This window comes from Stenotrophomonas sp. STEN147 (assembly GCF_056757995.1).
Window position 1 is genome coordinate 125,067 of the sequence record NZ_JBRRCG010000010.1, and the last position, 25,361, is coordinate 150,427.

Below are 25,361 nucleotides of genomic sequence, written 5' to 3' on the forward strand. Positions count from 1 at the left end.
AACCCCGAGGGTAGCGCCGGGTCAGGCCCGGCGTGTTTGCCATGGGTGACGACGCGCACACCCACAGCGATGGTAGCGCCGGGCCATGCCCGGCGTGTGGGTGACGACGCCGGGCATGGCCCGGCGCTACCGTTCCCGTTCAGCCCTTCAGCAGTTCAAACTGCACCGGCTCGCCAGCCGCTGACGAGGCGCACACCCACAGCTCGAACAGGCCCGGCTCGGCACGCAGTACGCCATCGCGGCCAGTGAACGCCAACTGCTCGCGATGCAGGGTGAACACCACATCGGTGGATTCGCCCGGCTGCAGTGCGATCTTGCGGAAGTCCTTCAGCTCGCGCACCGGCCGCACGCGGCTGGCCACGCGGTCATGGATGTACAGCTGCACCACTTCCTCGCCAGCCACGGTACCGGTGTTGGTCAGCGTGGTGGTGATGGTCAGGGTATCGTCCCAGCCCAGTTGTGTCGCACTGAGCTGCGGCACGCCGTAGGCGAAGGTGGTGTAGCCGATGCCATGGCCGAACGGATACAGCGGCTCGTTGGGAATCTCGCGCCAGCGCGCCTTGAACTCCGACATCGTCGGCAGTTCGGGGCGGCCGGTACGCGGATGGTTGTAGAAATACGGCTGCTGGCCGGACACCTGCGGGAAGCTGACCGGCAGGCGGCCGGACGGGCTGTAGTCGCCGAACAGCACATCGGCCACCGCATGACCGGTCTGCGTGCCCAGGTACCAGGTGACCGCCACGGCGTGCGCATTGCGCACCGCACCTTGCAGGGCCAGCGCGCGGCCATTGCGCAGCAGCACCACCAGCGGCTTGCCGGTCATCGCCACCGCCTCGGCCAGTGCCTGCTGCGCCGGCGGCAGGGTGATCTCCACGCGCGACTGCGCCTCGCCGCTGTAGCGCTGCGGCTCGCCCAGCGCCAACACCACTACGTCGGCACGCAGCGCAGCCGCCACGGCGGCTTCGGTGCCCCCCGGGATCGCGGTTTCCAGATCGCAGCCGGGCACGATCTCCAGCAGCGACGCGTCACCGATGGCGGCACGCACACCGGTTTCCAGGTCCACATAGCGCTGCTTGTCGCCGAACAGGGTCCAGCAGCCTTCGATGTTTTCGCGGTCCTGCACGAACGGGCCGATCAACGCGATCTTCTGCCCGGTCTTCTGCAGCGGCAGCACGTTGTCACGGTTGTTCAGCAGCACGATCGAACGGCGCGCGGCATCGCGCGCGAGCTCATCATGTGCGGCGATGTGCGAGTCGTCCGCTTCGCGGGCCGGGTCCAGCGACCGGTACGGGTCGTCGAACAGGCCGATGGTTTCCTTCAGCCACAGGATGCGGCGCACGCCCTCATCCAGCACCGCCATCGGCACCTCGCCGCTTTCCACCAGGCCTGGCAGGTGCTCGGCATAGAAGCCGCTCTGCATGCTCAGGTCCAGGCCTGCGGTGAAGGCCTTGGCGGTGGCGTCGCGGTCATCGGCGGCGTAGCCGTGCGCCACCAGTTCCATGTCGGCGGTGTAATCGGAGATCACCACACCCGGGAACTTCCACTCGCCACGCAGGATGTCGGTGAGCAGTTCTGCATTGGCGCTGGCCGGCACGCCGTTGATGTCGTTGAACGAGGACATCACCGTGATCGCGCCGGCATCGAAGGCCGCCTTGAACGGCGGCAGGTGCACGTCGCGCAGGGTCTGCGGCGAGATGTCCACCATGTTGTATTCCATGCCGGCCATCACCGCGCCATAGGCGGCGAAATGCTTGGGCGTGGCCAGCAGCGAATCGGCGGCACGCAGGTCGCTGCCCTGGAAGCCGCGCACACGGGCGGCGGCGAAGGCACAGCCCAGCACCACGTCCTCGCCTGCGCCTTCGGCGCCACGGCCCCAGCGCTGGTCGCGGGCGATGTCCACGGCCGGCGCATAGGTCCAGTGCAGGCCGGCGGCGGTGGCCTCGACCGCGGTGGCGCGGGCGGTGCGCTCGGCCAGGTCCGGCTCGAAGCTGGCGGCCTCGCCCAGCGGGATCGGGAACACGGTGCGCATGCCGTGGATGACGTCGGCCGCGAGGATGACCGGGATGCCCAGCCGGCTCTCCTCGGTCGCGACCTGCTGGATGCGGCGGCCCAGTTCGGCGCCCACCCCGTTGAACAGCGAGCCGACCTTGCCCTCGCGCACCTGCTGCAGCACCTGGTCGGCATTGCGCACGTTGGCTTCCGGGTTCACGTCCGGGGCGAACGGGCGGACCATGTCCGCGAAAACACCCAGCTGGCCGACCTTTTCCTCGACGGTCATCTGGGCAATGAGGGATTCGATGCGTTCGGAGGCCACCGGCAGTCCTTGATGAAAACGTTTACAAGCCCGGCATTCTAGCGATCCCGGGCCATTTGGCGAGAGGTTTCGGCATTCAGTTTCATCCACCAGCGGGGTCCGTACGGTCCCGCGGGCGGCACGGCAGCTTACTCCGAGCGGGCCGACTGGCGCTGCCCGGCCATCAACATGGCGTCGCTGGACGCCTGGAACACCCTCAGGCCGAAGGCCGGCAGGATCGCCAGCAGATGGTCGAAAATGTCCGACTGCACGGCCTCGTACTCCGCCCAGGCGGTAGTGCGGGTGAAGCAGTACAGCTCCAGCGGCAGGCCCTCGGTGGTCGGTTGCAGCTGGCGCACCAGCAGGGTCATGTCGGTGTGGATACCCGGGTGGCTGCGCAGGTAGCGCTCCACATAGGCGCGGAACGTGCCCAGATTGGTCACCCGGCGGCTGTTCACGTCCGCCACGCCCTGCTCGCGCAGGCGCCCGTTCCACTGCCCCAGCTCCTGCTCCTTGTCGCGCAGGTAGTCGCGCAGCAGGGCGAACTCACCGAGGAAGGCCAGGTCGCCCTCGTCCAGGAAGCCGACGCTGTGCTGGTCCAGGTACAGCGCGCGCTTGATGCGGCGGCCACCGGCCTCCTGCATGCCGCGCCAGTTCTTGAACGACTCGGTCACCAGCTTCTTGGTCGGGATGGTGGTGATGGTCTTGTCGAAGTTCTGCACGGTGATGGTGTGCAGGGCGATGTCGATGACGTCACCATCGGCGTTCTGGCTCGGCATCTCGATCCAGTCGCCGATGCGCACGCGGCCATCGCCACTGATCTGCACGCTGGCCACCAGCGAGAGGATGGTGTCCTGGAAGATCAGCATCAGCACGGCCGTGGCCGCACCCAGGCCGGTCACCAGCGGGCCCAGCGCCACGCCCAGCAGGGTGGAGATGATCGCCAGGCCGGCCGCCACGAAGATCACGATCTTGACCACCTGCAGGTAGCCCTTGATCGGCTTGTTGCGCGCATCCGGCTTGCGCTCGTACAGGCTGTTGGCCGCATCCAGCGCATGCGAGAAGGCCAGCGAGACGGTCAGCACCGCCCACACGATGCACAGCTTGACGATGACGCTGACCAGCCCCGGTGGCAGATCGGGAATGAGGGTGATGCCAGAGGCGATCACCTGGCTGGGCACCACGTTGGACAACCGCGAGATGACCCGCATCAGATGGCTGCCACGCCCGGATTCGGCACCGGGCAGGCGCTGCAGCAGACGGCGCAGGCCGCGCACCAGGATGCGCTTGGTCACCCAGTTGGCCAGGCCCGCCGCGAGCAGCAGCGCCGAAATCATCAACGCCAGGTAGGCGCCGGGATAGGGTTCCAGTGTGTTCTGCAGCCGCTCCATCCACTGTACCGCCACCACCGCATCCACCATCAGTCGTCTCCTGTTTCAGTCATTTCGCATGAAGAAGTTGCCGGCCGCCGGCCGACGCTGCTGTTTCAGCCGCGTTCGCGCTCGATGATCACGCCGACCGCGCGCGCGCCGCGCACCGCTCCCGGCTTGCTCAGCTTCAGCCGCAGCCAACGCACATCGAATTCGTCGAGCACGATCTGCGCGCAACGCTCGGCCAGGGTCTCGACCAGGCCGAACTCCGATTCGCGCACGAACTGCTCCAGCCGCTTGCTGACCGCCTTGTAGTTGAGGGTATGGGCGATATCGTCGGTCGCTGCCGGGCGCCGGTTGTCGAAACCCATCTCCAGGTCGAACACCAGGTCCTGCCGGATCCGCCGTTCCCAATCGTAGATGCCGATCAGGGCGTCGATCGTCAGCCCCTCGATGAAAACCTTGTCCATTGCGGTTACCAGCCGGAAAACAGACGGTCATGGTAACGGCACGGAACCACCGCTGCCTGAAACGACCGGATCCCGGCACGTCCGCCGCTGCGGTCGCAGCCTGTGTGGATGGGTGCGTCGCGGGTCACACCGCGGGCAGCGTCGCCATGTCCCAGCGCGGGGTCACGTCAACGTTCGGCGGGTTGTGCTGCCCGGCCTGCAGGCGCAGGGCGCCGGCGAAAGCAATCATCGCGCCGTTGTCGGTGCACAGCGCCGGCCGCGGGAAGCAGGCACGCCCCCCGAGGCGTTCGGCCATCTGCTGCAGGCGTGCACGCAGCCGCGTATTGGCACCGACACCGCCGGCCACCACGATCACATTGGTGCCGGCTGCTTCCAGCGCGCGTTCGCACTTGATCGACAGGGTCTCCACCACCGCATCCTCGAAACCGCGCGCGATGTCGGCGCGGGTCTGGTCGCTCTGGTCGCTGTCACGCCAGGCCATCAGCACCTGGGTCTTCAGGCCGGAAAAGCTGAAATCCAGACCCGGGCGATCGGTCATCGGCCGCGCGAAACGGTAGGTCCCCGGGGTGCCCTGTTCGGCCAGCCTGGCCAGCTGCGGGCCGCCGGGATAGGGCAGCCCCATCAGTTTGGCCGTCTTGTCGAAGGCTTCGCCGGCCGCATCGTCCAGGGTCTCGCCCAGCAGGCGGTAGCGGCCGATGGCATCGACCGCCACCAGTTGGGTGTGGCCACCGGACACCAGCAGAGCCACGAACGGGGCCTGCGGCGGATCGTCCTCCATCAAGGGCGCCAGCAGGTGCCCTTCCATGTGATGCACGCCCACGGCCGGCACCTCCAGTGCCCAGGCCAGGGCACGGGCCACCCCGGCACCGACCAGCAGCGCACCGACCAGCCCGGGGCCAGCGGTATAGGCCACACCATCGATGTCGTCCACGCCCAGGCCCGCCTCGGCCAGGGTCTGCCGGACCAGCGGCAGCAGCTTGCGCACGTGGTCACGGCTGGCCAGCTCGGGCACCACACCGCCGTACTCGGCGTGCAGGGCGATCTGGCTGTAGACCGCATGGGCGCGCAGGGCCGCGCTGCCGGTCAGGTCGGTGTCGTACACCGCCACGCCGGTCTCATCACAGGAAGATTCGATGCCAAGGACTCGCATGCCTGCTATTATGACGCCCCTGCCGCCCCCTCGGGGTGACGTGCAGATCCCACTGCATCCGTATCGCTGGCCCGCATTCAGGCTTGCGCGCTTGCAGTTTGTTGATTCGCCGCTATAATGTGCGGCTCGCCGGGCGTGACCCGGTTCTACTGTGTCCCGGAGATTCCATGCCCAGCGTCAAAGTCCGCGAGAACGAGCCCTTCGAGTTTGCTCTTCGCCGCTTCAAGCGCACTTGCGAAAAGGCCGGTGTGCTGGCCGAAACCCGCAAGCGCGAGTTCTACGAAAAGCCGACCCAGGAGCGCAAGCGCAAGGCCGCCGCTGCTGTGAAGCGTCAGCTGCGCCGCTCGTCGCGCGACGTCACCAAGCGTCAGCGCCTGTACTGATCGGACGCATCTTCATTGCGGCGGGTTCGTCCTTCCGCGGTGAAGCCGAAGCCGGCACGCGCGAGCGTCGCCGGCTTTTTGCGTTTCCGGGCCCGGGCAACCGCCCTGCCCCACTACCACCACGAGGTCTCCCATGAGCATGAAGCAGCAGCTCACCGATGACATGAAGGCCGCCATGAAGGCGGGCGAGAAGGACAAGCTGGGCGTGATCCGCCTGATCAACGCCGCGATCAAGCAGAAGGAAGTGGACGAGCGTATCGAGCTCGACGACACCGCCGTGATCGCCGTGCTGGACAAGATGGTCAAGCAGCGCAAGGACTCGGTCAGCCAGTACGAAGCGGCCAACCGTGAAGACCTGGCCGCGATCGAGCGTGCCGAGATCGTGGTCATCGAGGCCTACCTGCCCGCCAAGATGGGTGAGGCCGAGATCGCCGCCGCCATCCAGGCCGCCATCGCCGAAACCGGTGCCACCGGCCCGGCCGACATGGGCAAGCTGATGGGGGCGCTGAAGCCCAGGCTCGCCGGTCAGGCCGACATGGGCGTGGTGTCCAAGCTGGTCAAGCAGGCCCTGGCTGGCTGATCCGCCACCACCCTGCCGGACATGACAAGGCCCGCTTCACGCGGGCCTTGTCATTGCTGCAGCTGCCGCGCCAGCGCTTACACCTGGCGGCAGTTGCGCAGGGTCATGGAACTGCCCTCCACCGCGCTGACCTCGCCTTCCAGCTTGGCCCAGTCGCGCTCGCGCAGCATGGCGAAGTTGGCCGCCTGGTCCGGAGCGAATTCGCAACGGATGGTGTAGTTGTTGTTGTTGAAGGTGTCATTCTGGCGGATCCGCAACAGGCCACGGGTCGGCGTCACCAGGTAGTTGATCGATCCGACTTCACCCGGACGGCTGGAGTAGCTGTTCGAGTTGACCGTGTAGATCTGGCCGTCGATCCGGTAGCGGCGACCGATGTACTTGGCATACAACGGCAGGAAGGTGGCCGAACGGTCGCCCAGGTCTTCCTTGTTGGTGGTGGTGCCCAGCAGCAGGTCCTTGAAGCTGCCCGCGGCGTTGTAGGCCGCCATCGTATCGCGCACCTCCTTGCCCATCTTCTTGGACAGGTCCGGCGCGGTCACGTCCTCCGCCACGGAAGTCGGATACTGCGCGCGCGCAGCGGCGGCCAGCGCATCCCCCTGGCTGCCGCCCTTGAGCTTGTCCAGCATGTCGCACATCGACTTGCGGGCGTCCTCCTGGGCGATGGTCTGGCCGCGGGCCAGCTTGGTGGCCAGGGTGACCCGGCCGCTGCGGTCGGCGGTGCCGATCAGTACCAGCGGCGTACGCAGGCCCTTGGTCTGGATCAGGTACTGGTTGCCGGTATCGCCTTCCACCAGCTGGCCGCCCACCTCGAACTGGTCATCGGCACCGATCTTGCGAAGCTGGTCCAGTGCACTCTGCACCTTCAGACCGGGCACCGTCAGGTCGGCCATGTACATCGCGCCATTGCGCGGATCCCCTACCGTCTTGAAGGCCTTTTCGCAGGCCGTGGACGCCGCAGCGGCCGAACCGCTCGCCGCCAGCAGCAATACCATCGTGGTGCAGACCATCCCTTTCATAACGCGTCCTTTTGCAGAGAAGTTGGATTGTCGTGGCCCCGCACACCGGCGGTGGGCCCGGATACCGCGGCGGCAGCCCCAGCGCGCCCTCGGTCCGGGCAGAAGGATAACGCGGACTTCGCTGCATTCTGCGACCGCGCTTCCACTTCACCTGCCGCAACGCCGGCATCTGCTAGAAAAGGAAGCCTGTACCGCTCCAGCCGACGCCGTAGATGCCGCATCCCCGCACCTTCCTGCCCATCGTCCGATCGCGCCTGGAGAAGCTGCAGGACAGCTTCCCGATGGCCGTGGCCAAGCGCTTCGTCGAAATCGACGTCCTGACCCAGGCCGCATCGGTTTCGTTCTATTCCCTGCTGTCGATGGCGCCGTTGCTGGTGCTGCTGCTGTGGTTGACCGCCTCGCTGTACCCGCCCGCGCAGCAGGCGCTGATCAGCCAGATCGGCTCGGTGGCCGGCAGCAGTGTGGCCAGCGTGGCCGATACCGTGCTGCACAACGCCAACAGCCAGCCGAGCATGGGCTCGCTGGCCGGGTTGTGGAGCACCCTGCTGCTGTTCGTCGGTGCCACCGCCGTGTTCGCACAGCTGCAGAACGCGCTCAACCGCATCTTCCATACCAGCGGCCAGCGCCTGGAAGGCGTCCAGGCCTGGCTGCGCAAGCGCGTGTTCTCCTTCGGCGTGGTGCTGGCGCTGGGCTTCCTGCTGATCCTGTCGATGACCGCCACCACCGCCCTGCAGGTGGTATTCGCGCAGCTGCCATCGGTGTTGCCGGCCATCGGTTACGTGACCACGCTGCTGCTGTACACGCTGGCCTTCGCCTTCCTCTACCACTATCTGCCCGACCGTCGCGTGGCCTGGCGCCAGGCCTTCATCGGCGGGGCCATCACCTCGCTCCTGTTCGCCCTGGGGCGCTACGGCATCGGCGTCTACATCGCCACCGTGGCACCCGGCAGCGCCTACGGTTCGATGGGCGCCCTGGTGATCGCGCTGGTCTGGATCTACTACGCTACCGCGGTGTTCTTCGTCGGCGCCCTGATGACCGCGGTGATCGACGAGCGCCTGAGTGCCCGGGCACAGCGGGCTGCCGCCAGCGCCGGCGGCAGCAGCGAACAACAGGCCGGCCCGACCATCGCCAGCGAGTAAACTAGGGGGACCTGCCGCCCCTGCTGCGCGCCCCGGCGGCCGCGCCCTGCCCTGCTGCCCATGGCCCGTATCCCCGACGCTTTCATCGACGACCTGCTGGCCCGCACCGACATCGTCGAGGTGGTGGGCAGCCGTGTGCCGTTGAAGCGACAGGGCAAGGAGTACGCGGCACGCTGCCCGTTCCATGACGAGCGCTCGGCCTCGTTCACCGTCTCGCCGACCAAGCAGTTCTATCACTGCTTCGGCTGCGGTGCGCACGGCACCGCAATCAGCTTCCTGATGAACTACGACCGCCTCGAGTTCCTCGACGCGGTGGATGAGCTGGCCAAGCGCGCCGGCCTGGACGTGCCGCGCAGCGAGAACCCGCGCAGCGCCCAGCAGCAGGACGACAGCCGTGAACTCTATTCGGCACTGGATGCAGCGGCGCGCTTCTTCCAGAAGAACCTGGAAGGCAGCGACAAGGCGCGGGCCTACCTTGACGGCCGTGGCGTGGACGAACAGAACCGCGCCCGCTTCCAGATCGGCTATGCGCCCGACGGCTACAGCGGCCTGCGCGATGCGCTGGGCAAGGACGAGCGGCGGATGAAGCTGCTCGACCGTGCCGGCCTGTTCTCCAAGAACGACCGGGGGCACGTCTACGACAAGTTCCGCGACCGGGTGATGTTCCCGATCTTCGACCGCCGTGGGCGGGTGATCGCCTTCGGTGGCCGTGTGTTCGAGAAGGACGACGGTCCCAAGTACCTCAATTCGCCCGAAACCGCGCTGTTCCACAAGGGCCGCGAACTGTACGGCCTGTGGCAGGTGCGCCAGGCGAACCAGAAGATCGAGCGGCTGATCGTGGTCGAGGGTTACATGGACGTGGTCTCGCTGTTCCAGTTCGGCGTCACCCAGGCGGTGGCGACGCTGGGCACCGCGACCACACCCGACCATGCCGAGCTGCTGTTCCGCAACGCACCGGACGTGTTCTTCTGCTTCGATGGCGATGCCGCCGGCCGCCGCGCCGGCTGGAAGGCACTGGAGTCGGTGCTTCCGCGCATGAAGGACGGCCGCCAGGCCTTCTTCCTGTTCCTGCCCGACGGCGAGGACCCGGACACCATCGTGCGCAAGGAAGGCGCTGAGGCCTTCAACGAGCGCCTGAAGCAGGCCACGCCGCTGTCGCAGTTCTTCTTCGACGAGCTGACCCGCGAGATCAACATGGGCACGCTGGACGGCCGGGCACGCCTGGCCGAGCGGGCCAGACCGATGCTGGCGCAGATTCCCGATGGCGCGTTCGGTGACCTGATGAAGCAGCAGCTGGCGCAGCTGACCGGGCTCGGTGCGGCCACGCAGAATACCCGCACGGCGATGCCGCAGCGCCCTCCGGCACGGTCGATCCAGCCGGTGGCCAAGCGCAGCCTGGTGCGGGGTGCGATCGCCGTGCTGCTGCAGCAGCCGTCGCTGGCGCTGACCCTGGGCGGCAAGCATCACTTCCAGGGCCTGCGCCTGCCGGGTGTGGAGCTGCTGCTGGAGCTGCTGGCACTGGTTGAACAGCGTCCCGATATCAGCACCGGCGCGCTGCTGGAACATTTCGACGGGCGTGAGGAGCAGGCCTCGCTGCACACGCTGGCCGCTCAGACCCTGCCCGGCAGCGAAGCGATCTGGACCCAGGAACTGCACGACGCCGTGGCCCAGCTGGAGAAACAACTGTTGCAGCAACGTCTGGAAGAGCTGTTGGCAAAGCAGCGTCAGCAGGGACTGGACGATACTGACAAGTACGAACTGCGCGAGCTGCTCAAGGCCCGCGCCAGCCTGGGCCGGTAGCGGCGGAACGTTTCAACGGAGAGGACCATGCTGCTGCGCCTGACCTGCCTGCTGTTGCTGTCCCTCTGCCTGCCGCGGGCGGCCTTGGCCGCAGATGCCCCGCTCAATGAAGTCCGCCCCGGCCTGTATGCCGGCGGCCAGCCCAGTGCCGCACACCTGCGCGAACTGGCTGCGCAAGGCGTACGCACCGTGATCGACCTGCGCCAGCCCGACGAGGAACGTGGTTTCGATGAAACCCGCGCGGCCGAATCGCTGGGCCTGCGCTATGTGCGCATCCCGGTGGCCGGCGCCGAGGGCCTGGATGCGGCCAATGTGCGCGCCGTGCACCAGGCCCTGCAGCAGAGCCAGGGGCCGGTGCTGCTGCACTGCGCGTCCGGCAACCGCGCCGGTGCCGTGCTCGGCCTGGTCAATGCACGCTACGAACATGCCAGCCCGGAACAGGCCCTCCAGCTGGGCCAGCGCGCCGGCCTGAAGTCGCTGGAAGCGGCCACCCGCCAGCATCTGGCCACACCGGTCACCTCGCCCTGAACCCTCCACACCAAGGAGTCTGCCCCCCATGACCCGCTGGTGGTCGCGCCTGCGACCGGACAACTTCACCCTCGCCCTGCTGTGCACCGTCGGCCTGGCCTCGCTGCTGCCGATGAAGGGCGCCGCCGCCATCGTCCTGGACGATGTCACCACGGTCGCCATCGCCGCGCTGTTCTTCCTGCACGGGGCGCGCCTGCCGCGCGAATCGATCATCGGCGGCATGCTGCACTGGCGCCTGCATCTGACCATTCTCGCCTGCACCTTCCTGCTGTTTCCGATGCTGGGCCTGATGTTCAAGCCGCTGTCGGGCTGGCTGTTGACCCCGGAGTTGTACCTGGGCGTGCTGTTCCTGTGCACCCTGCCCTCCACCGTGCAGTCATCCATCGCCTTCACCTCGATGGCACGCGGCAATGTGCCGGCGGCCGTCTGCAGCGCATCGCTGTCGAGCATCCTCGGTGTGTTCCTCACGCCGCTGCTGTTGACCGCGCTGGCCGGCACCTCCGGCGGTGTGCATGACCCGCTGCATGCTATCGGCGGCATCATGCTGCAGCTGCTGGTGCCGTTCGTGGCCGGCCACCTGCTGCGCCCGTGGATCGCCGGCTGGGTCGAGAAGCAGCGCGCGCTGCTGCGCTACACCGACCAGGCCACCATCCTGCTGGTCGTGTATTCGGCGTTCGGCGAAGCCGTCACCGAAGGGCTCTGGAGCAAGACCCCCATGCTGTCGCTGCTGGCGGTGGCCGTGGTAGCCGCCGTCCTGCTCGGTATCGCCATGCCGCTGATCACCTTCATCGCCCGTCGCCTGCACTTCAACCGCGAGGACGAGATCGCCATCGTGTTCTGCGGCTCGAAGAAGAGCCTGGCCACGGGTGTACCGATCGCCAAGGTGCTGTTCGCCGGCGGCAGCCTCGGTGCCATCGTGCTGCCGGTGATGATCTATCACCAGATCCAGCTGATCGTCTGCGGCGTGATCGCGCAGCGGTATGCCAGGCGCGCGTCCTGACCCGGAAATTCATCCACACATGGCGTGGAACTACTGCAGAGCCGAGCCCATGCTCGGCCGATGCCACGCCACGTGTGGATGCGCCTCGCGCCGCTAATCCATGATGGCGGCAGCGATGTCGTGCAGCAATCGGGCGCTACGCTCCACGTCGGTGCCGCGCTCCCCGGTTGCGATCAGGCTGAAGGTCTTGCTGTCTCCCGTCCAGACAAGCTCGACGCGGGTGCGGCCAGCACTGTCAATGCTCTTCTTCAAGTGCGCGAGCGCGCCTTTCACTGTTGTGTTCTGCGCCTCGGCAATGACCTCGATATGCGTGCCCGCAGCGAGGAAGTTGTTCTCGCTGAACTCCACGACGCCGATGCCTTCCAGCTGGAAGAAACGGCTCAGCCCCGAGGACCTGCCTCCATCCAGCGCGCCACTGGGCTCCATACCGATCAGCTCTGCCGGTCCCAGGAGGCTTGCTTCCAGACTGCTGGGGGGCTGCGGCAGGCGCTGGCGTAGTTCCGACGCCGAGCGATATCGGCGGGGCAACGCAGCCAGCAGTTCGGCCCGCGTTGGGATGTCCCCTTCTGCAACCTGCACCACACCTGCTGACCGGTCCATGTCCGCGCGAAGCTGATGCTTCACCTCTTCGGGAGCATCCAGGTCTGCCAGCCGCACGATCTGGTAGCTGCCAGCGCCTACGGACGACCCTCTCGTCATCGAGGCCTCCTCCATTGCAGCTTGCATGGCACGTTGATGTAGCCAATGTCCCACCGGATCAGGAGCTGCATCGGTCTGCGATGCCTGGGCCGACATCGACATCAGCAGTGAGGTTGCAAGAAAGCAAACGCTTTTCATGATGCTCACCACTCCGAAAGTTGGCAATCGACCGCGCTCGTGGATTGGGTGAATACACGCCCGCCCAGCACCCATGTGTGGTAGCCATGAACAACCATCCGTTCCGGATCGGTGCCATCGCCTGCATAGAAGCGCCAGGAGTACAGTCCATTGTTGGGAGCAGCAAGGACATGCTTCGGCTCGATGTTTCCAAGCGGGATATGCCTGGATGCGGCAGAGCCCTGGAAGTTGCGGAACTGGGGCCGTTCGTAGGTAACGGATTCATTGACGAATCCAATGCAGTTGGCCCGACTCAGTGCTTTTACTTCTGCTGTTGCATTGCCGGCCAAGCATGCAAGCGCAGCACATAGAACGATTGGCAGAGAAACATGGCATTTCATTGATTGCTCCACAGAATTGCGATTCATCTCGCAAATCCTGTGTATCCACATTCGACCATCCCGCCTGCCGAATCCATCCGTATCTGTGATCCACTGCCCGCGGTGAGTCAGCAGCGGGGCAGATCGCTACACCGTAGCGGCTCGGCGGGTTGGCAAAGTGCCGCCTCCGGCGAGCGGAACCCGACATTGAACGCACGGAGTTCTGTGGAAGACCGTCCACGCACGGCGTGGCTGCGCAGCACGCGTGCCGCCTCGATCAGGTCAAGCATGTCCTCCCTGCGACGGCCGTCATGCATCCGGCTGATGCGCCCGCCTCTTTCCGGGATGCGGTAGCGCCGGGCCATGCCCGGCGGCATGCGCCCGTTACAGCCAGGGCAGGATCCAGTGGTCGATCAGCAGGAAGGCGAACAGCGCCATCAGATAGACGATGGAGTACTGGAACATCTTCATCGAGAACAGCTCATCCGGCGGATCCAGCATGCGCCACGCATACCAGAGGAACACCGCGTTGAGCACGATCGCACCGCCCAGGTAGAACGGTCCGCTCATGCCCACCAGATAGGGCAGCAGGCAGACCAGGGCCAGCACCACCGAATACACCATGATCTGCCTGCGGGTATGCACTACGCCGTGGGTCACCGGCAGCATCGGGATCTTCGCCTTGGCGTAGTCCTCGCGGCGGAAGATCGCCAGCGCCCAGAAATGCGGCGGCGTCCAGATGAAGATGATCAGCACCAGCAGCGACGAGTACGCCCAGTCCGAAGAGCCCTGCATTCCGGTGACGGCGGCCCAGCCCAGCATCGGTGGCATCGCGCCGGCCAGACCACCGATGACGATGTTCTGCGAGGTCGCACGCTTGAGGTAGACCGTATAGATCACCGCATAACCGATCAGTGAAGCGAAGGTCAGCACGGCGGTGATCACGTTCACCCACAGCACCAGGATCGTCATCGACAGCGCGATCAGCGCGCCGGCGAACACCAGCACCTGCCACGGCTTGACCTTGCCGACCACCAGCGGCCGCCACGAGGTGCGCGCCATCTGCGCATCGATGTGCGCATCCAGCAGCTGGTTGATCGCAGCCGCAGCCGAGGCCGCCAGCCAGATGCCGAGGAAGCCGAGCAGGCCCGCGCGTACCTGTTCCCAGCTGGGCACGCCTGGAATGGCCAGGACCATGCCCACCAGAGCGGTGAATACGATCAGGGCGACGACCTTGGGCTTGGTCAGGTCCCAGTACTGGCGGTAATTGGAGAACATCGGATCAGTCCGGGGCACGCAGGCGGGCCAGCAGGCTGACCAGCACGAACAACAGGGCAACGGCCACGCCGTTGTGCGCCACCGCCACTTCCAGCGGCAGCGCCAGCTTCACGTTGAGGATGCCGAGCGTGACCTGCAGCACCAGCAGCACGATCAGCGCAGTCGCCCAGCCCCGCATGCTCGGCAGGCGGAACAGGCGCACGCCCAGCCACAGCAGGTAGGCAGCCACCACGATGGCGAACAGGCGATGCGCCAGCTGGATGGCGATGCGCGAGGCGCCATCGAGCACGCCCCCTTCGTAGTCCACGCCGATGCCACGCCACAGGGTGAAGCCTTCGACGAAGTTGTGCTGCGGCCACCACTGGTTGGCACAGCGTGGGAAATTGTCCAGCGAGGCGCTGCCGCCGCCGCAGGCCAGCGCCGCGTAGTTGGCACTGACCCAGCCGCCCAGTGCGATCTGGGTGACCAGCACGACCACGGCGGCACGCAGCAGCCACTTCAGCCTGGGCGCCTCGGCCAGCGTGATCGGCAGATGCGTGGCCCGCCACGCCAGCCACACCAGCAGGCCGAACATCAGCATGCCGCCCAGCAGGTGGCCCATCACCACGATCGGCTTCAGCAGCAGCGTCACCGTCCACATGCCCAGCAGGGCCTGGAAGATCACCACCGCCAGGGTCAGTACCGCCGCGCGCGCCAGATCGATGTTGTTCCAGCGCAAGGCGGCAATCAGCAGTATCGCCTCACCACTCAGGGCCAGGGCACTGGCCGTTGCATGCCAGCCCATCATGTACAACGGTATGCCGGCAGCCACCAGCACGCAGGCGGTGACGACCGCCGTGGTTCCGAACCGGCGCCTGCGCGTGGCCAGCAGGGCCAGGGTCAGGATCTCGATGCCCAGCGCGCCGGCCAGGAAGCGGTGAACCTGCTCGCGCCAGGCCTTGTGCGTTTCCAGCGGACGGATATCGGCGGCCGGGTGGCCAACCGTCTCCTCGATGTGCTGCGGCCAGGTCGCGCGGCCATAGCAGGTCGGCCAGTCCGGGCAGCTCAGCCCCGCATCGGACAGGCGGACGAAGGCACCGAACATGATCGTGCTCGCGGTCATGATCATGGCGAACCACGCCAGGCGGTGGAAATTGCGGTGCAGCGCCGGACGCGCGGAAAGGCTCATCAAACAGGACTCACTTCAGTTTCAGCAACGTGGCCATGTCCTTGCGCAGGCCCCCGAGGTCGCTGCCCGGGGCGTGGCGCATGATCACGAAGCCGTTCGGATCGATCACGTAGACCGGCAGGCCAGCCGGATCATCGACGCCGGGCAGGGCCGCGCGCAGCGCTGGCGACGGTGCCAGCGGCCGCAGCGCGGGCAGCGAGGCGATCGACGCCGGTGGCGGACCCAGCCACAGGATCTCGACATTATCGGCGTTATGGCCGAACAGCTGCCACACCTTGCCCAGTCCCTGCGACAAAGTGACGCACTGCGCGTCGCAGGCACCAGCCGGTGCCACCAGCAGGCGCCAGGTGCGCGCCTCCGGATTCCAGGGATAGGCCGTGCCGTCGGCCAGGGTCGGTGGCTGCTGGCGCAGGTCCACCGGGGGTTTGAGCAGCTGTCCACTGTTGCGGTGGCCGGTGGGCTGCCATCCGGAGAAGCGCAGCACGGCCGCCAGCGCCATTGCCCCGAAGAACACGGCGAACAACAGCACCAGGGTCCGGCGACCGGAACCGCGCGCCTGCGGGGATGTAGCAGTGTTCATGCGGGCATTTTCTCATGGTTGGACAGGGGATGCCGGGCGTCCGATGTCGGGCCGGCGCTAGCGTGCAACGCGCCTGCTGCGCCATTCCAGCACCAGCGCGACCACCAGCACGGTCAGCGCCAGGCCGAACCATTGCACGGCGTAACCCAGGTGGCGCTGCGGGGGCAGCGTGTTCGGCAGCAGATCGAGGTCGCGTTCATCACCGAAGGGCAGCGCCGGATCCAGCCGCAGCACGCGCTCCGGCAGCGCAGGCAGCCCCAGCGCCGTCGCCAGGCCCTCGGCAGGCAGCCGGCTGGCCAGCCAGCGCTGCGCCTCACCGGTTGCAGAGAACGCCGGGCCCAGCGCCAACCCTGCAGACGGCGGCGGCGCCAGCAGCCCGCGCACGGCCACCGGCGAAGGCGGCGGCGGCAGATCGGGGAGCGTGCGGTCGGGGGGCAGCGCGCGCCAGCCGAGGTCGACCAGCAGCACGCTGCCGCCGTCGCTGCGGAAGGGGCGATAGATCTTCACCCCGGCCCGGCCGTGCCGGGTCTGGTTGTCCAGCAGCACCACACCCGGCAGGAAGCGGCCATGGTCGGCCACGCCATGCAGCGCGCCCGGCGCCGCCAGTGCCTGCGCCAGCGGAAGTGCCTGCGCCGCAGCGGGGCCCTGCGCATCCAGCATGGCCTGTTTTGCATGCATGCGCTGCAACTGCCACAGCCCCAGCGCGGTGAATCCCGTGATCGCCACCAGTGCCAGCAGCCAGCCGATCACCCGCGTGTGCTGGCGCATCATGACAAGTCCGCGCAAACGCGGTCAGATAGGCACATCCACCCTGCCCTCGAGCCGCGCATGAGTGATTCGCTGAAGACCCTGCTGGTGATCGCGTTTCTGATCGTCATCGTCTGGAACCTGGGCGCCGGGCTGTACTACCTGCTGGTCGACCGGGGCCAGACCAAGCGCACGGTCAACGCACTGACGCGCCGCATCGCGGTGTCGGTGGCGTTGATCGTACTGGTGATCGTGAGCATCTACATGGGCTGGATCAAACCGCACGGCATCGGTGGCTGAGTACGCCACCGGCACCGGCGCTTACAGCACGTAGACGAACAGGAACAGCATCAGCCACACCACGTCGACGAAGTGCCAGTACCACGCAGCGGCTTCGAACGCGAAATGGTTGTCGCGGGTGAAATGCCCCTTCGCCGAGCGCAGCCACATCACGATCAGCATGATCGTGCCCAGCAGCACATGCGCACCGTGGAAACCGGTCAGCATGAAGAACGTCGACCCGTAGATGCCCGAGCCGAGCGTCAGGTTCAGCTCCTTGTAGGCGTGGATGTACTCCTCCGCCTGCAGGGCAAGGAAGCCCAGGCCCAGCGCCACGGTCAGGCCCAGCCAGACCAGCAGCTGGCGGCGGTGCCCGGCCTTCAGCGCATGGTGGGCGATGGTGAGCGTCACGCCGGACGTCAGCAGGATCAGCGTATTGATCAACGGCAGGCCCCAGGCCGGAATGGTCTGGAAGGCCCCGCCGATCGCCGCCGGGCCGTTGGTGGGCCACCCCGCGGAGTAGCCCTGCCACAGCAGCTCGTTGGTCATCACCCCGCGGCCCTCGCCGCTGAGCCAGGACAGGCCCAGGTGACGGGTGTAGAACAGTGCGCCGAAGAACGCGCCGAAGAACATCACCTCGGAGAAGATGAACCAGACCATCCCCATCCGGAACGAACCATCGACCTGGCGGTTGTAGTGGCCGGCCTGCGATTCGCGCACCACGTCGCTGAACCACCAGAACAGGGTCAGCACCAGCATCGCGATGCCGATGTAGAACGTCCAGCGCCCCCAGCTGGCATCGTTGAGCCAGCTGGCCACGCCCACCATGGTCACCATCATCGCGATGGAGCCCACGAATGGCCATTTGCTCTGGGCCGGGACGAAGTACACGTTGGCGTCGGTCGGTGTCTGGGCCATGTCGTTATCCGGGTCAGGGAGCGGCGTGCGCGCCTTCCGAAGTGGCGGCCGGAGCCAGCCGATCGGACAGCGCGTCGTTGCGGTAGAAGGTGTAGGACAGGGTGATCGTCTTGATTTCCGGCGGCAGATCCGGATCGACGATGAAGCGCACCGGCATGTCGCGCTTCTCGCCGGCCTGCAGCGTCTGCGCGGTGAAGCAGAAGCACTCGGTCTTGCTGAAGAATCCGGAGGCACGTGCTGGCGCGACCGAGGGCACCGCACTGCCGACGATCGCCTGTGGGCCGTCATTGCGGGCGTAGTACAGCGCCTCGTTCAGCTCACCGGGCACCACGTCCATGGTCAGCTGCTCGGGATGGAATGCCCATGGCAGCCGCGAATTGACCCCGCCATCGAACTCCACCCGCACGGTGCGCTTTGCGGTGGCAGCCCCCACGCTGGCCTCGCTGCCCGGGCCGCGCTCCAGGCGCACGCCGAACACCTTCTCGCACGCGATGCGATACAGCGGCACCAGCGAGAAGGTCAGCAGGAACACGGCCACGGCAACGCCGATCAGGCGCGGCAGGCCGGCGCTGGGCGACGGTGTGCTGGCCGGCGTCGGGCTCATCGTCCGATCACCCCGCTGAGAATGAAGGCGGCATAGACCAGTACGGCGATGGCGCCCACCACGACCGCCGTGCGCCGGGCACGCCGGCGCTGCTGTTCGATGCCCTCAGTCTCGCCGCCGTACAGCAGGGCCCTGCCCGGCTGCTCTTCGACAGCCGAGCCGGGCTCGGCTCTACAGGTCTGGAGCGGGCGCTCGTTATGCATGCCCCACCTCAATGCGTGATGTCGTCATGCGCCAGATCGCCCGGGCGCAGGATCGGCGGGGTGGTGAAGGTGTGGGCCGGTGCCGGCGACGGCAGCGTCCACTCCAGGCCACGCGCACCTTCCCAGGACCGATCGGCCGCCCTCTCGCCATTGCGCAGCGAGGACAGCAGGATCGCCGCCATCATGAAGGGCGTGACGAACATGCCGAATGCGCCGATCGAGCTGATCAGGTTCCAGTCGGCGAACGCCACGCTGTAATCGGGAATACGGCGCGGCATCCCGGCCAGGCCGAGGAAGTGCTGCGGGAAGAACAGCAGGTTGACGAACACGATCGACCACCAGAAGTGCACCTTGGCCCACTTCTCGCTGTACATGCGACCGGTCCACTTCGGCCACCAGTAGTACACCGCGGCAATCAGCGCGAACACCGCACCGGTCACCAGCACGTAGTGGAAGTGGGCAACGACGAAGTAGGTGTCGTGGTACTGGAAGTCGGCGGCGACGATGGCCAGCATCAGACCAGAGAAGCCGCCAATGGTGAACAGGATGACGAAGGCCACCGACCACAGCATCGGCGCCTCGAACGTCAGCGAGCCACGCCACATCGTGCTGACCCAGTTGAAGACCTTCACGCCGGTCGGGATCGAGATCAGCATGGTGGCGAACATGAAGTAGATCTCGCCGCCCAGCGGCATGCCCACGGTGAACATGTGGTGGGCCCAGACGATGAACGACAGGAAGGCGATCGCAGCCGTGGCGTACACCATCGCCTGGTAGCCGAACAGGGGCTTGCGGCTGAAGGTGGGAATGATCTCGCTGACCACGCCGAAGGCGGGCAGGATCATGATGTACACCTCGGGGTGGCCGAAGAACCAGAAGATGTGCTGGAACATCACCGGGTCACCGCCACCGGCGGCGTTGAAGAAGCTGGTGCCGAAGAACTTGTCGGTCAGCAGCATGGTCACCGCACCGGCCAGCACCGGCATCACCGCGATCAGCAGGAAGGCGGTGATCAGCCAGGCCCAGCAGAAGATCGGCATCTTCAGCAGGTCGATGCCCGGCGCGCGCATGTTGAGCACGGTGGCGATGATGTTGATCGCGCCCATGATCGAACTGATACCGGCCACGTGGATGGCGAACACAGTGAAGGCCACGTTGTAACCGCCCTGCAGCGACAGCGGCGGATACAGCGTCCAGCCACCGGCCGGCGCACCTCCGGGCAGCAGGAAGGTGAGCAGCAGCAGGCTGAAGGCCACCGGCAGCAGCCAGAACGACCAGTTGTTCATGCGCGGCAGGGCCATGTCCGGCGCACCGATCTGCAGCGGCACCATCCAGTTGGCCAGGCCGACGAAGGCCGGCATCACTCCGCCGAAGATCATCACCAGTGCATGCACGGTGGTGAGCTGGTTGAAGGTCTCCGGCCTGACGAACTGCAGGCCCGGCTGCATCAGCTCGGCGCGGATGATCACGCTCATCGCCGCGCCGATGATGAACATGATGAAGCTGAAAAGCAGATACAGGGTGCCGATGTCCTTGTGGTTGGTCGAGAAGAACCAACGCTCGAAGAAGCCCGGGTGGTGGTGGTGATCGTCGTGCCCAACTGCCGAGTGCGCCATTGCAAAACACCTCTCAGAATCGGTTGTCGCCACGGCCGCAGGCGGCCGCGGGATTTACATCACGCGCCGCTGGCCGCGGTGGCAGGGGCGGCACCCGCTTCGGCGGCGGCAGGTTCGGCCGGCGCGGCAGGCGTCTCCGCCGCAGGCGCAGCCGGTTCGGCCGGGGCTGCGGCCGGCGGTGCCGGCTTGCGCTGCGCCAGCCACTGCCTGAACTCCTCCTTGGACACGGCCTCGACCACGATCGGCATGAATCCGTGGTCCTTGCCGCACAGTTCAGCGCACTGCCCGCGATAGACGCCCGGCTGCTCGATGCTGGTCCAGGCCTCGTTGATGAAGCCGGGAATGGCATCCTGCTTCCAGCCCAGCGCCGGCACCCACCAGGCGTGGATCACGTCGTCGGAGGTGATGACGAAACGGACCTTGGTATCGACCGGCAGCACCAGCCGGTTGTCGACATCCAGCAGGTAGTGGGGATGGCTCTCGCGCGTCGGCACCTTGCCACTCTGCCGCATGCGGTCCGACTCGCGGTCCAGGCGGCTGGTGAAGGTGACGTTCTCGCCCAGGTATTCGTACTTCCACATCCACTGGTAGCCGGTGACCTTCACCGTCATCTCGGCATCGCGGGTGTCGTACATCTTGATCAGATTGGCCGTGGCCGGCCATGCCATCACCACCAGGATGATCACCGGGATCACCGTCCAGATGATCTCGGCCTTGGTGTTGTGGCTGAAGGTGGCGGCGACCGCCCCCTTGGATTTGCGGAACTTGAAGATGGCGTAGGCCATCGCCCCGAACACGATCACGCCGATCACCGTGCAGACGATCAGCGAGAGATTGTTCGACTCCCAGGCCAGGCGCGAGGTCTGGGTGACCCCCTTGCCCATGTTCAGCTGCCACGGCTTGGGATCGGCCGCCTGGGCCCATGCCATCGCCGGAACCCATCCCCCGGCCACCACTGCGGCGGCCATTGCAACGCACTTCGTGCCCCACCTGCTGCTTTGCTTCATTGCCTAGACCCTTAGCGTCGTCGGTTGCCGCCATCGCTGGCGGCGAGCAAGCCTTCAAGTGTCTCTGCGAGCGTCTGACGTTCGGCCGGCGCGAGGAAACTCCCCACCTCCACCTGCCGGCCGCTGGACGCAAGCCGGACCCTCTCATCGTCGGCGAGCAGGCGCACCCAATGCGGGTGAGCCCGGAACACCGGCAATCCACCGGGTACGGGGATGACCTCCACATACGCCGGCACTACCCGGATTTCCTCCTGCCGTTCGCCGCTGCGCCACAGGGCGCGTAACGCGGCTGCCAGCAACAGGCTGTACAGCAGCGCGAACAGGGGGGCGAATGCATTGCCGGCCAACCACCCCAGGGCGGAGACCAGCCACATCGCTCCCGACAACACGGTGAACAACAGGACGAACTGCCGGGCATCGAGCGCCCGTGGGGGACGCAGCCGCAGCTGCGTACCTGACCCATCTGGAGCTGGAAGCACCTCGATCATGTCGCAACCGCGTTCCTGCCGCGGGAAACGTCTCGATGGTAGCCCCGCCGTCTCACCGGTAGCAAGGGTGCATTCACACTTTTTGCCATGCTGCAATACAGCATTCGCCCGGCGCCGCAAATGACGAATTCAGCACAAATAGTGTCGCGCTTGCTGAACACGCTGAATCCACCACCGTTAGGGGCTATCAGCATTCACGAAGGCGGCCGCGGGGCACTTCCGAAGGGCGCAAAAATGATTAAAATCGCCAAGTTTTCCATTGGCCGGACCGGCATGAACGCACCCTCCTCCTCCCTTGCCGCCCAAGACGCCCCGCGTCCTGGCGCGCTGCTGTCGCCGGAACTGCCGGCGTCCCCCAACCCGTTCCGCCAGGCCATTACCGACGCCTGGCTGAAGGACGAGGCCAGCCACGTTCGTGAGCTGCTGGCGCAGGCCCGCCTGCCCGCCGAGGAACAGGCCCGGGTGCAGGCGCTGGCCGCCGATCTGGTCGGCCGCGTGCGCGTGCGCGCCAAGGACCAGGGCGCGATCGAAGCCTTCATGCGCCAGTACGATCTGGGCAGCGAGGAAGGCGTGCTGCTGATGTGCGTGGCCGAAGCGCTGCTGCGCATTCCGGACCAGGACACCGCCGACAAACTGATCCGCGACAAGCTGGCCGACGCCGACTGGGAAAAGCACCTGGGCGGCAGTGACTCGGTACTGGTCAACGCCTCCACCTGGGGCCTGATGCTGACCGGCAAGCTGGTGCAGATGAACGATGCCACTCGCGCCGATGCGCCCAGCGCGTTCAAGCGACTGGTCGGCCGCGTGGGTGAGCCGGTGATCCGCCTGGCCGTGCGCCAGGCGATGAAGATCATGGGCCACCAGTTCGTCATGGGCCGCACCATCAGCGAGGCGCTGGCGCGTTCGCACAAGGGCGACAACGCCAGTTACCGCTACTCCTTCGACATGCTGGGCGAAGGTGCCCTGACCATGAAGGATGCGCTGCGCTATCTGGAAGACTACCGTCGTGCGATCCACGCCATCGGCGGTGACCACAAGGCACGCGGCGGCCGTCCCGACGGCGACGTCAACAACGCACCGGGCATCTCGATCAAGCTGTCGGCGCTGTACCCGCGCTACGAACATGCCAAGCGCGAGCGCGTGCTGAAAGACCTGGTGCCGGGCGTGCTGGAACTGGCCCAGCTGGCCAAGAGCTACGGCATCGGCTGCACCGTCGACGCCGAGGAGTCCGACCGCCTCGAACTGTCGCTGGACATCATCGAGCAGGTGTTCTGCGACGCCTCGCTGGCCGGCTGGGACGGCTTCGGCGTCGTGGTGCAGGCCTACCAGAAGCGCACCCCGTACACGATCGACCACCTGGCCGACATGGCGCGCCGTGCCGGTCGCCGCCTGCAGGTGCGCCTGGTCAAGGGCGCCTACTGGGATGCCGAGATCAAGCGCGCGCAGATCGAAGGCTACCCGGGCTACCCGGTGTTCACCCGCAAGCAGAACACCGACGTGTCCTACCTGGCCTGTGCCAAGCGTCTGTTCACGCATGCCGATGCGATCTACCCGATGTTCGCCACCCACAACGCGCACACCATCGCGGCCGTGCGCAGCATTGCCAACGGCGGCGTGTACGAGCACCAGAAGCTGCATGGCATGGGCGACGATCTCTACGCCGAAGTGGTGCCGGCCGATCGTCTCGGCCTTCCCTGCCGCGTCTATGCACCGGTCGGATCGCATGAGGATCTGCTGCCGTACCTGGTGCGACGCCTGCTGGAAAACGGCGCCAACTCCAGCTTCGTCAACCGCATCACCGACGAACGCGTGCCGATCTCCGATCTGATCCGCGATCCGGTCGAGATGGTGTCCTCGTTCGAATCGATTCCGCATCCCAAGATCCCGCTGCCGGTTGACCTGCTGCGCAGCCAGAACCACGACAGGAAGAACTCCATGGGCGCCAATCTCGCCAACGACAACGAACTGCGCGCCCTGGCCGGGCAGCTCAACGCGGCAGTGAAGCCGTGGCAGGCCGCGCCGCTGGTGCCGGGTGCGACTCCCGCAGGCGCGCCGCAACCGGTGACCAACCCCGCCGATACCCGCGAAGTGGTCGGGCAGTGGCTGCCCGCCGATACCGCCACCGTGCAGAAGGCGCTGGCCAATGCCGTGGCCGCGCAGCCGGCCTGGAACCGCACCCCGGCAGCAAGCCGCGCCGCCATCCTCGAGCACGCCGCCGACCAGCTCGAAGCACGCATGCCCGAGTTCATGGCGCTGTGCGTGAAGGAAGCCGGCAAGAGCCTGCCCGACAGCATCGCCGAAGTGCGTGAAGCGGTCGATTTCCTGCGCTATTACGCCAAGCAGGCACGCGAGCAGTTCGGACATGCCGAGAAGCTTCCGAGCCCCACCGGCGAGTCCAACGAGCTGCAGCTGCACGGCCGTGGCGTGTTTGTCTGCATCAGCCCGTGGAACTTCCCGCTGGCGATCTTCCTGGGCCAGGTGGCCGCCGCACTGGCTGCCGGCAACAGCGTCATCGCCAAGCCGGCAGAGCAGACCAACCTGGTCGGCTACTACGCCGTGAAGCTGCTGCATGACGCCGGCGTGCCGGCCGAAGTGGTGCAGTTCCTGCCGGGCGATGGTGCCACCGTCGGTGCGGCGCTGACCGCCGATCCGCGCGTGGCGGGCGTGGCCTTCACCGGCTCCACCGACACCGCACGTGCGATCAACCGCGCGATGGCCGCGCGTGATGCCGCCATCGGCGTGCTGATCGCCGAGACGGGTGGCCAGAACGCCTTCATCGCCGACTCCTCGGCGCTGCCGGAACAGCTGGTCAAGGATGCGATCGGTTCGGCCTTCACTTCCGCCGGCCAGCGCTGCTCGGCCGCACGCGTGCTGTTCGTGCAGGACGACATCGCCGACAAGGTGATGACCATGCTGGCCGGCGCCATGAAGGAACTGAAGGTCGGCGACCCCGGCCTGCTGTCCACCGACGTCGGCCCGGTGATCGACGCCGATGCGCTGAAGATCCTGCAGGACCATGCCGAACGCATGGACCGCGAAGCGCGCCTGATCGCTGCGGCTGAACTGTCCGCCGAGGCTGCCCACGGCACCTTCTTCGCACCGCGCGCGTACGAACTGAAGAACCTGGGCCAGCTGCAGAGGGAGATCTTCGGGCCGGTCCTGCACGTCATCCGCTGGAAGGGTGAGCAGCTGGACGCGGTGATCGAGCAGATCAATGCCACCGGCTACGGCCTGACCCTGGGCGTGCACTCGCGCATCGACGAGACGGTCGATCGCATCACCAACGGCATCCAGGTCGGCAATGTGTATGTCAACCGCAACCAGATCGGTGCAGTGGTCGGCGTGCAGCCGTTCGGCGGCCAGGGCCTGTCCGGCACCGGACCGAAGGCCGGTGGCCCGCATTATCTGCTGCGCTTTGCCACCGAGAAGACCGTCACGGTGAACACCACGGCCGCTGGTGGTAACGCCTCGCTGCTGACGCTGGGCGACTGATCACCGGGTTGATGTGGTCAACGAAAAACCCCGCGGAAGCGGGGTTTTTTGTGCTT

At 66.6% G+C, this 25,361-nt stretch carries 25 protein-coding genes; 8 read left to right on the forward strand and 17 right to left on the reverse strand.

The window, feature by feature from the left end:
• Positions 1-139 precede the first annotated feature (139 nt).
• The 4 genes from ACVOKU_RS11850 to tsaD all read right to left on the reverse strand — a co-directional run bounded on the left by ACVOKU_RS11850 (position 140) and on the right by tsaD (position 5,283).
• Positions 140-2,314 (reverse strand): glycoside hydrolase family 3 N-terminal domain-containing protein, encoded by a 2,175-nt coding sequence (locus ACVOKU_RS11850; RefSeq protein WP_481560013.1) that lies wholly within the window; start codon positions 2,312-2,314, stop codon positions 140-142.
• 128 nt (positions 2,315-2,442) lie between these two features.
• Positions 2,443-3,714, reverse strand: coding sequence for a mechanosensitive ion channel family protein (locus tag ACVOKU_RS11855; protein WP_065175436.1), 1,272 nt, complete (start codon positions 3,712-3,714; stop codon positions 2,443-2,445).
• 65 nt (positions 3,715-3,779) lie between these two features.
• On the reverse strand, positions 3,780-4,133 hold the full coding sequence (folB, locus tag ACVOKU_RS11860) for a dihydroneopterin aldolase (protein ID WP_053519479.1): 354 nt from the start codon (positions 4,131-4,133) through the stop codon (positions 3,780-3,782).
• A gap of 124 nt (positions 4,134-4,257) precedes the next feature.
• Complete coding sequence (gene tsaD / locus ACVOKU_RS11865) at positions 4,258-5,283, reverse strand: tRNA (adenosine(37)-N6)-threonylcarbamoyltransferase complex transferase subunit TsaD (protein ID WP_481560014.1); 1,026 nt, start codon at positions 5,281-5,283, stop codon at positions 4,258-4,260.
• A 167-nt stretch (positions 5,284-5,450) separates the two neighbouring features.
• On the opposite strand from tsaD, the gene rpsU reads away from it, so the two are divergent.
• A complete protein-coding gene (rpsU, locus tag ACVOKU_RS11870) occupies positions 5,451-5,666 on the forward strand; it encodes a 30S ribosomal protein S21 (RefSeq protein WP_002808376.1) in 216 nt (71 codons plus the stop codon).
• Between the two features lie 133 nt (positions 5,667-5,799).
• A complete protein-coding gene (locus ACVOKU_RS11875) occupies positions 5,800-6,246 on the forward strand; it encodes a GatB/YqeY domain-containing protein (protein ID WP_065175438.1) in 447 nt (148 codons plus the stop codon).
• Positions 6,247-6,323: 77 nt separating this feature from the next.
• On the opposite strand, the gene ACVOKU_RS11880 is transcribed toward ACVOKU_RS11875, so the two are convergent.
• Positions 6,324-7,262 (reverse strand): hypothetical protein, encoded by a 939-nt coding sequence (locus tag ACVOKU_RS11880; RefSeq protein WP_481560015.1) that lies wholly within the window; start codon positions 7,260-7,262, stop codon positions 6,324-6,326.
• Between the two features lie 212 nt (positions 7,263-7,474).
• On the opposite strand from ACVOKU_RS11880, the gene ACVOKU_RS11885 reads away from it, so the two are divergent.
• From ACVOKU_RS11885 to ACVOKU_RS11900, 4 genes are read left to right on the forward strand one after another with little or no spacing between them, the layout of a single operon-like run.
• Positions 7,475-8,401 (forward strand): YihY/virulence factor BrkB family protein, encoded by a 927-nt coding sequence (locus ACVOKU_RS11885; protein WP_053519482.1) that lies wholly within the window; start codon positions 7,475-7,477, stop codon positions 8,399-8,401.
• A gap of 60 nt (positions 8,402-8,461) precedes the next feature.
• Positions 8,462-10,201 carry a DNA primase gene (gene dnaG / locus ACVOKU_RS11890; RefSeq protein WP_481560016.1) on the forward strand — a complete coding sequence of 580 codons (1,740 nt, stop codon included), beginning with the start codon at positions 8,462-8,464 and terminating at the stop codon, positions 10,199-10,201.
• 27 nt (positions 10,202-10,228) lie between these two features.
• The gene (locus tag ACVOKU_RS11895) at positions 10,229-10,729 is read left to right on the forward strand and encodes a protein tyrosine phosphatase family protein (protein ID WP_481560017.1); all 501 of its coding nucleotides are present in this window, start codon (positions 10,229-10,231) and stop codon (positions 10,727-10,729) included.
• 28 nt (positions 10,730-10,757) lie between these two features.
• A complete protein-coding gene (locus ACVOKU_RS11900) occupies positions 10,758-11,729 on the forward strand; it encodes a bile acid:sodium symporter family protein (RefSeq protein ID WP_481560018.1) in 972 nt (323 codons plus the stop codon).
• Between the two features lie 93 nt (positions 11,730-11,822).
• On the opposite strand, the gene ACVOKU_RS11905 is transcribed toward ACVOKU_RS11900, so the two are convergent.
• The 6 genes from ACVOKU_RS11905 to ACVOKU_RS11930 form a co-directional block, all read right to left on the reverse strand.
• Positions 11,823-12,575: a hypothetical protein gene (locus ACVOKU_RS11905; RefSeq protein ID WP_481560019.1), complete on the reverse strand. Its 753-nt coding sequence runs from the start codon at positions 12,573-12,575 to the stop codon at positions 11,823-11,825.
• Complete coding sequence (locus tag ACVOKU_RS11910; protein WP_155760175.1) at positions 12,572-12,973, reverse strand: hypothetical protein; 402 nt, start codon at positions 12,971-12,973, stop codon at positions 12,572-12,574. Before ACVOKU_RS11910 ends, ACVOKU_RS11905 begins: the two co-directional genes overlap by 4 nt.
• Positions 12,974-13,309: 336 nt before the next feature.
• Positions 13,310-14,203 carry a heme o synthase gene (gene cyoE / locus ACVOKU_RS11915; RefSeq protein WP_065175444.1) on the reverse strand — a complete coding sequence of 298 codons (894 nt, stop codon included), beginning with the start codon at positions 14,201-14,203 and terminating at the stop codon, positions 13,310-13,312.
• A gap of 4 nt (positions 14,204-14,207) precedes the next feature.
• Entirely contained in the window at positions 14,208-15,371 is a 1,164-nt protein-coding gene (locus ACVOKU_RS11920; RefSeq protein WP_053519488.1) for a COX15/CtaA family protein, read from the reverse strand.
• A gap of 10 nt (positions 15,372-15,381) precedes the next feature.
• Complete coding sequence (locus ACVOKU_RS11925) at positions 15,382-15,951, reverse strand: hypothetical protein (RefSeq protein WP_053519489.1); 570 nt, start codon at positions 15,949-15,951, stop codon at positions 15,382-15,384.
• A 57-nt stretch (positions 15,952-16,008) separates the two neighbouring features.
• Positions 16,009-16,722, reverse strand: a complete 714-nt coding sequence (locus tag ACVOKU_RS11930) for an SURF1 family protein (RefSeq protein WP_481560020.1) — start codon at positions 16,720-16,722, stop codon at positions 16,009-16,011.
• 57 nt (positions 16,723-16,779) lie between these two features.
• On the opposite strand from ACVOKU_RS11930, the gene ACVOKU_RS11935 reads away from it, so the two are divergent.
• Positions 16,780-16,998 (forward strand): twin transmembrane helix small protein, encoded by a 219-nt coding sequence (locus ACVOKU_RS11935; protein WP_008264755.1) that lies wholly within the window; start codon positions 16,780-16,782, stop codon positions 16,996-16,998.
• Positions 16,999-17,019: 21 nt separating this feature from the next.
• Here ACVOKU_RS11935 and ACVOKU_RS11940 read toward each other — a convergent pair whose 3' ends face one another.
• Genes ACVOKU_RS11940 through ACVOKU_RS11965 form a run of 6 tightly spaced genes read right to left on the reverse strand, consistent with a single transcriptional unit; the run spans position 17,020 to position 21,813 of the window.
• A complete protein-coding gene (locus ACVOKU_RS11940) occupies positions 17,020-17,895 on the reverse strand; it encodes a cytochrome c oxidase subunit 3 (protein ID WP_128988093.1) in 876 nt (291 codons plus the stop codon).
• A 13-nt stretch (positions 17,896-17,908) separates the two neighbouring features.
• A complete protein-coding gene (locus tag ACVOKU_RS11945; protein ID WP_053519492.1) occupies positions 17,909-18,499 on the reverse strand; it encodes a cytochrome c oxidase assembly protein in 591 nt (196 codons plus the stop codon).
• Positions 18,496-18,702, reverse strand: coding sequence for a hypothetical protein (locus ACVOKU_RS11950; protein WP_481560021.1), 207 nt, complete (start codon positions 18,700-18,702; stop codon positions 18,496-18,498). Before ACVOKU_RS11950 ends, ACVOKU_RS11945 begins: the two co-directional genes overlap by 4 nt.
• Before the next feature lie 8 nt (positions 18,703-18,710).
• Positions 18,711-20,318: a cytochrome c oxidase subunit I gene (gene ctaD / locus ACVOKU_RS11955; protein ID WP_481560022.1), complete on the reverse strand. Its 1,608-nt coding sequence runs from the start codon at positions 20,316-20,318 to the stop codon at positions 18,711-18,713.
• Between the two features lie 59 nt (positions 20,319-20,377).
• A complete protein-coding gene (coxB, locus tag ACVOKU_RS11960; RefSeq protein WP_053519495.1) occupies positions 20,378-21,325 on the reverse strand; it encodes a cytochrome c oxidase subunit II in 948 nt (315 codons plus the stop codon).
• Between the two features lie 11 nt (positions 21,326-21,336).
• The gene (locus ACVOKU_RS11965; RefSeq protein WP_065182572.1) at positions 21,337-21,813 is read right to left on the reverse strand and encodes a DUF2244 domain-containing protein; all 477 of its coding nucleotides are present in this window, start codon (positions 21,811-21,813) and stop codon (positions 21,337-21,339) included.
• Positions 21,814-22,086: 273 nt separating this feature from the next.
• Here ACVOKU_RS11965 and putA point away from each other — a divergent pair, with 273 nt between their 5' ends.
• The gene (gene putA / locus ACVOKU_RS11970) at positions 22,087-25,305 is read left to right on the forward strand and encodes a bifunctional proline dehydrogenase/L-glutamate gamma-semialdehyde dehydrogenase PutA (RefSeq protein WP_481560023.1); all 3,219 of its coding nucleotides are present in this window, start codon (positions 22,087-22,089) and stop codon (positions 25,303-25,305) included.
• Positions 25,306-25,361 lie beyond the last annotated feature (56 nt).

Excerpts from the sequence above, each read along its gene's own strand:
- putA (WP_481560023.1), top strand. The coding sequence starts at position 22,087 with ATGAACGCACCCTCCTCCTCCCTTGCCGCCCAAGACGCCCCGCGTCCT.
- ctaD (WP_481560022.1), bottom strand. The coding sequence starts at position 20,318 with ATGGCGCACTCGGCAGTTGGGCACGACGATCACCACCACCACCCGGGC.
- rpsU (WP_002808376.1), top strand. The coding sequence starts at position 5,451 with ATGCCCAGCGTCAAAGTCCGCGAGAACGAGCCCTTCGAGTTTGCTCTT.
- ACVOKU_RS11885 (WP_053519482.1), top strand. The coding sequence starts at position 7,475 with ATGCCGCATCCCCGCACCTTCCTGCCCATCGTCCGATCGCGCCTGGAG.
- ACVOKU_RS11950 (WP_481560021.1), bottom strand. The coding sequence starts at position 18,702 with ATGCATAACGAGCGCCCGCTCCAGACCTGTAGAGCCGAGCCCGGCTCG.
- ACVOKU_RS11910 (WP_155760175.1), bottom strand. The coding sequence starts at position 12,973 with ATGAATCGCAATTCTGTGGAGCAATCAATGAAATGCCATGTTTCTCTG.
- ACVOKU_RS11940 (WP_128988093.1), bottom strand. The coding sequence starts at position 17,895 with ATGGCCCAGACACCGACCGACGCCAACGTGTACTTCGTCCCGGCCCAG.
- folB (WP_053519479.1), bottom strand. The coding sequence starts at position 4,133 with ATGGACAAGGTTTTCATCGAGGGGCTGACGATCGACGCCCTGATCGGC.
- ACVOKU_RS11945 (WP_053519492.1), bottom strand. The coding sequence starts at position 18,499 with ATGAGCCCGACGCCGGCCAGCACACCGTCGCCCAGCGCCGGCCTGCCG.
- ACVOKU_RS11935 (WP_008264755.1), top strand. The coding sequence starts at position 16,780 with ATGAGTGATTCGCTGAAGACCCTGCTGGTGATCGCGTTTCTGATCGTC.
- tsaD (WP_481560014.1), bottom strand. The coding sequence starts at position 5,283 with ATGCGAGTCCTTGGCATCGAATCTTCCTGTGATGAGACCGGCGTGGCG.
- dnaG (WP_481560016.1), top strand. The coding sequence starts at position 8,462 with ATGGCCCGTATCCCCGACGCTTTCATCGACGACCTGCTGGCCCGCACC.
- coxB (WP_053519495.1), bottom strand. The coding sequence starts at position 21,325 with ATGAAGCAAAGCAGCAGGTGGGGCACGAAGTGCGTTGCAATGGCCGCC.
- ACVOKU_RS11855 (WP_065175436.1), bottom strand. The coding sequence starts at position 3,714 with ATGGTGGATGCGGTGGTGGCGGTACAGTGGATGGAGCGGCTGCAGAAC.
- ACVOKU_RS11965 (WP_065182572.1), bottom strand. The coding sequence starts at position 21,813 with ATGATCGAGGTGCTTCCAGCTCCAGATGGGTCAGGTACGCAGCTGCGG.
- ACVOKU_RS11880 (WP_481560015.1), bottom strand. The coding sequence starts at position 7,262 with ATGAAAGGGATGGTCTGCACCACGATGGTATTGCTGCTGGCGGCGAGC.
- ACVOKU_RS11875 (WP_065175438.1), top strand. The coding sequence starts at position 5,800 with ATGAGCATGAAGCAGCAGCTCACCGATGACATGAAGGCCGCCATGAAG.
- ACVOKU_RS11895 (WP_481560017.1), top strand. The coding sequence starts at position 10,229 with ATGCTGCTGCGCCTGACCTGCCTGCTGTTGCTGTCCCTCTGCCTGCCG.
- ACVOKU_RS11930 (WP_481560020.1), bottom strand. The coding sequence starts at position 16,722 with ATGATGCGCCAGCACACGCGGGTGATCGGCTGGCTGCTGGCACTGGTG.
- ACVOKU_RS11925 (WP_053519489.1), bottom strand. The coding sequence starts at position 15,951 with ATGAACACTGCTACATCCCCGCAGGCGCGCGGTTCCGGTCGCCGGACC.
- ACVOKU_RS11900 (WP_481560018.1), top strand. The coding sequence starts at position 10,758 with ATGACCCGCTGGTGGTCGCGCCTGCGACCGGACAACTTCACCCTCGCC.
- cyoE (WP_065175444.1), bottom strand. The coding sequence starts at position 14,203 with ATGTTCTCCAATTACCGCCAGTACTGGGACCTGACCAAGCCCAAGGTC.
- ACVOKU_RS11920 (WP_053519488.1), bottom strand. The coding sequence starts at position 15,371 with ATGAGCCTTTCCGCGCGTCCGGCGCTGCACCGCAATTTCCACCGCCTG.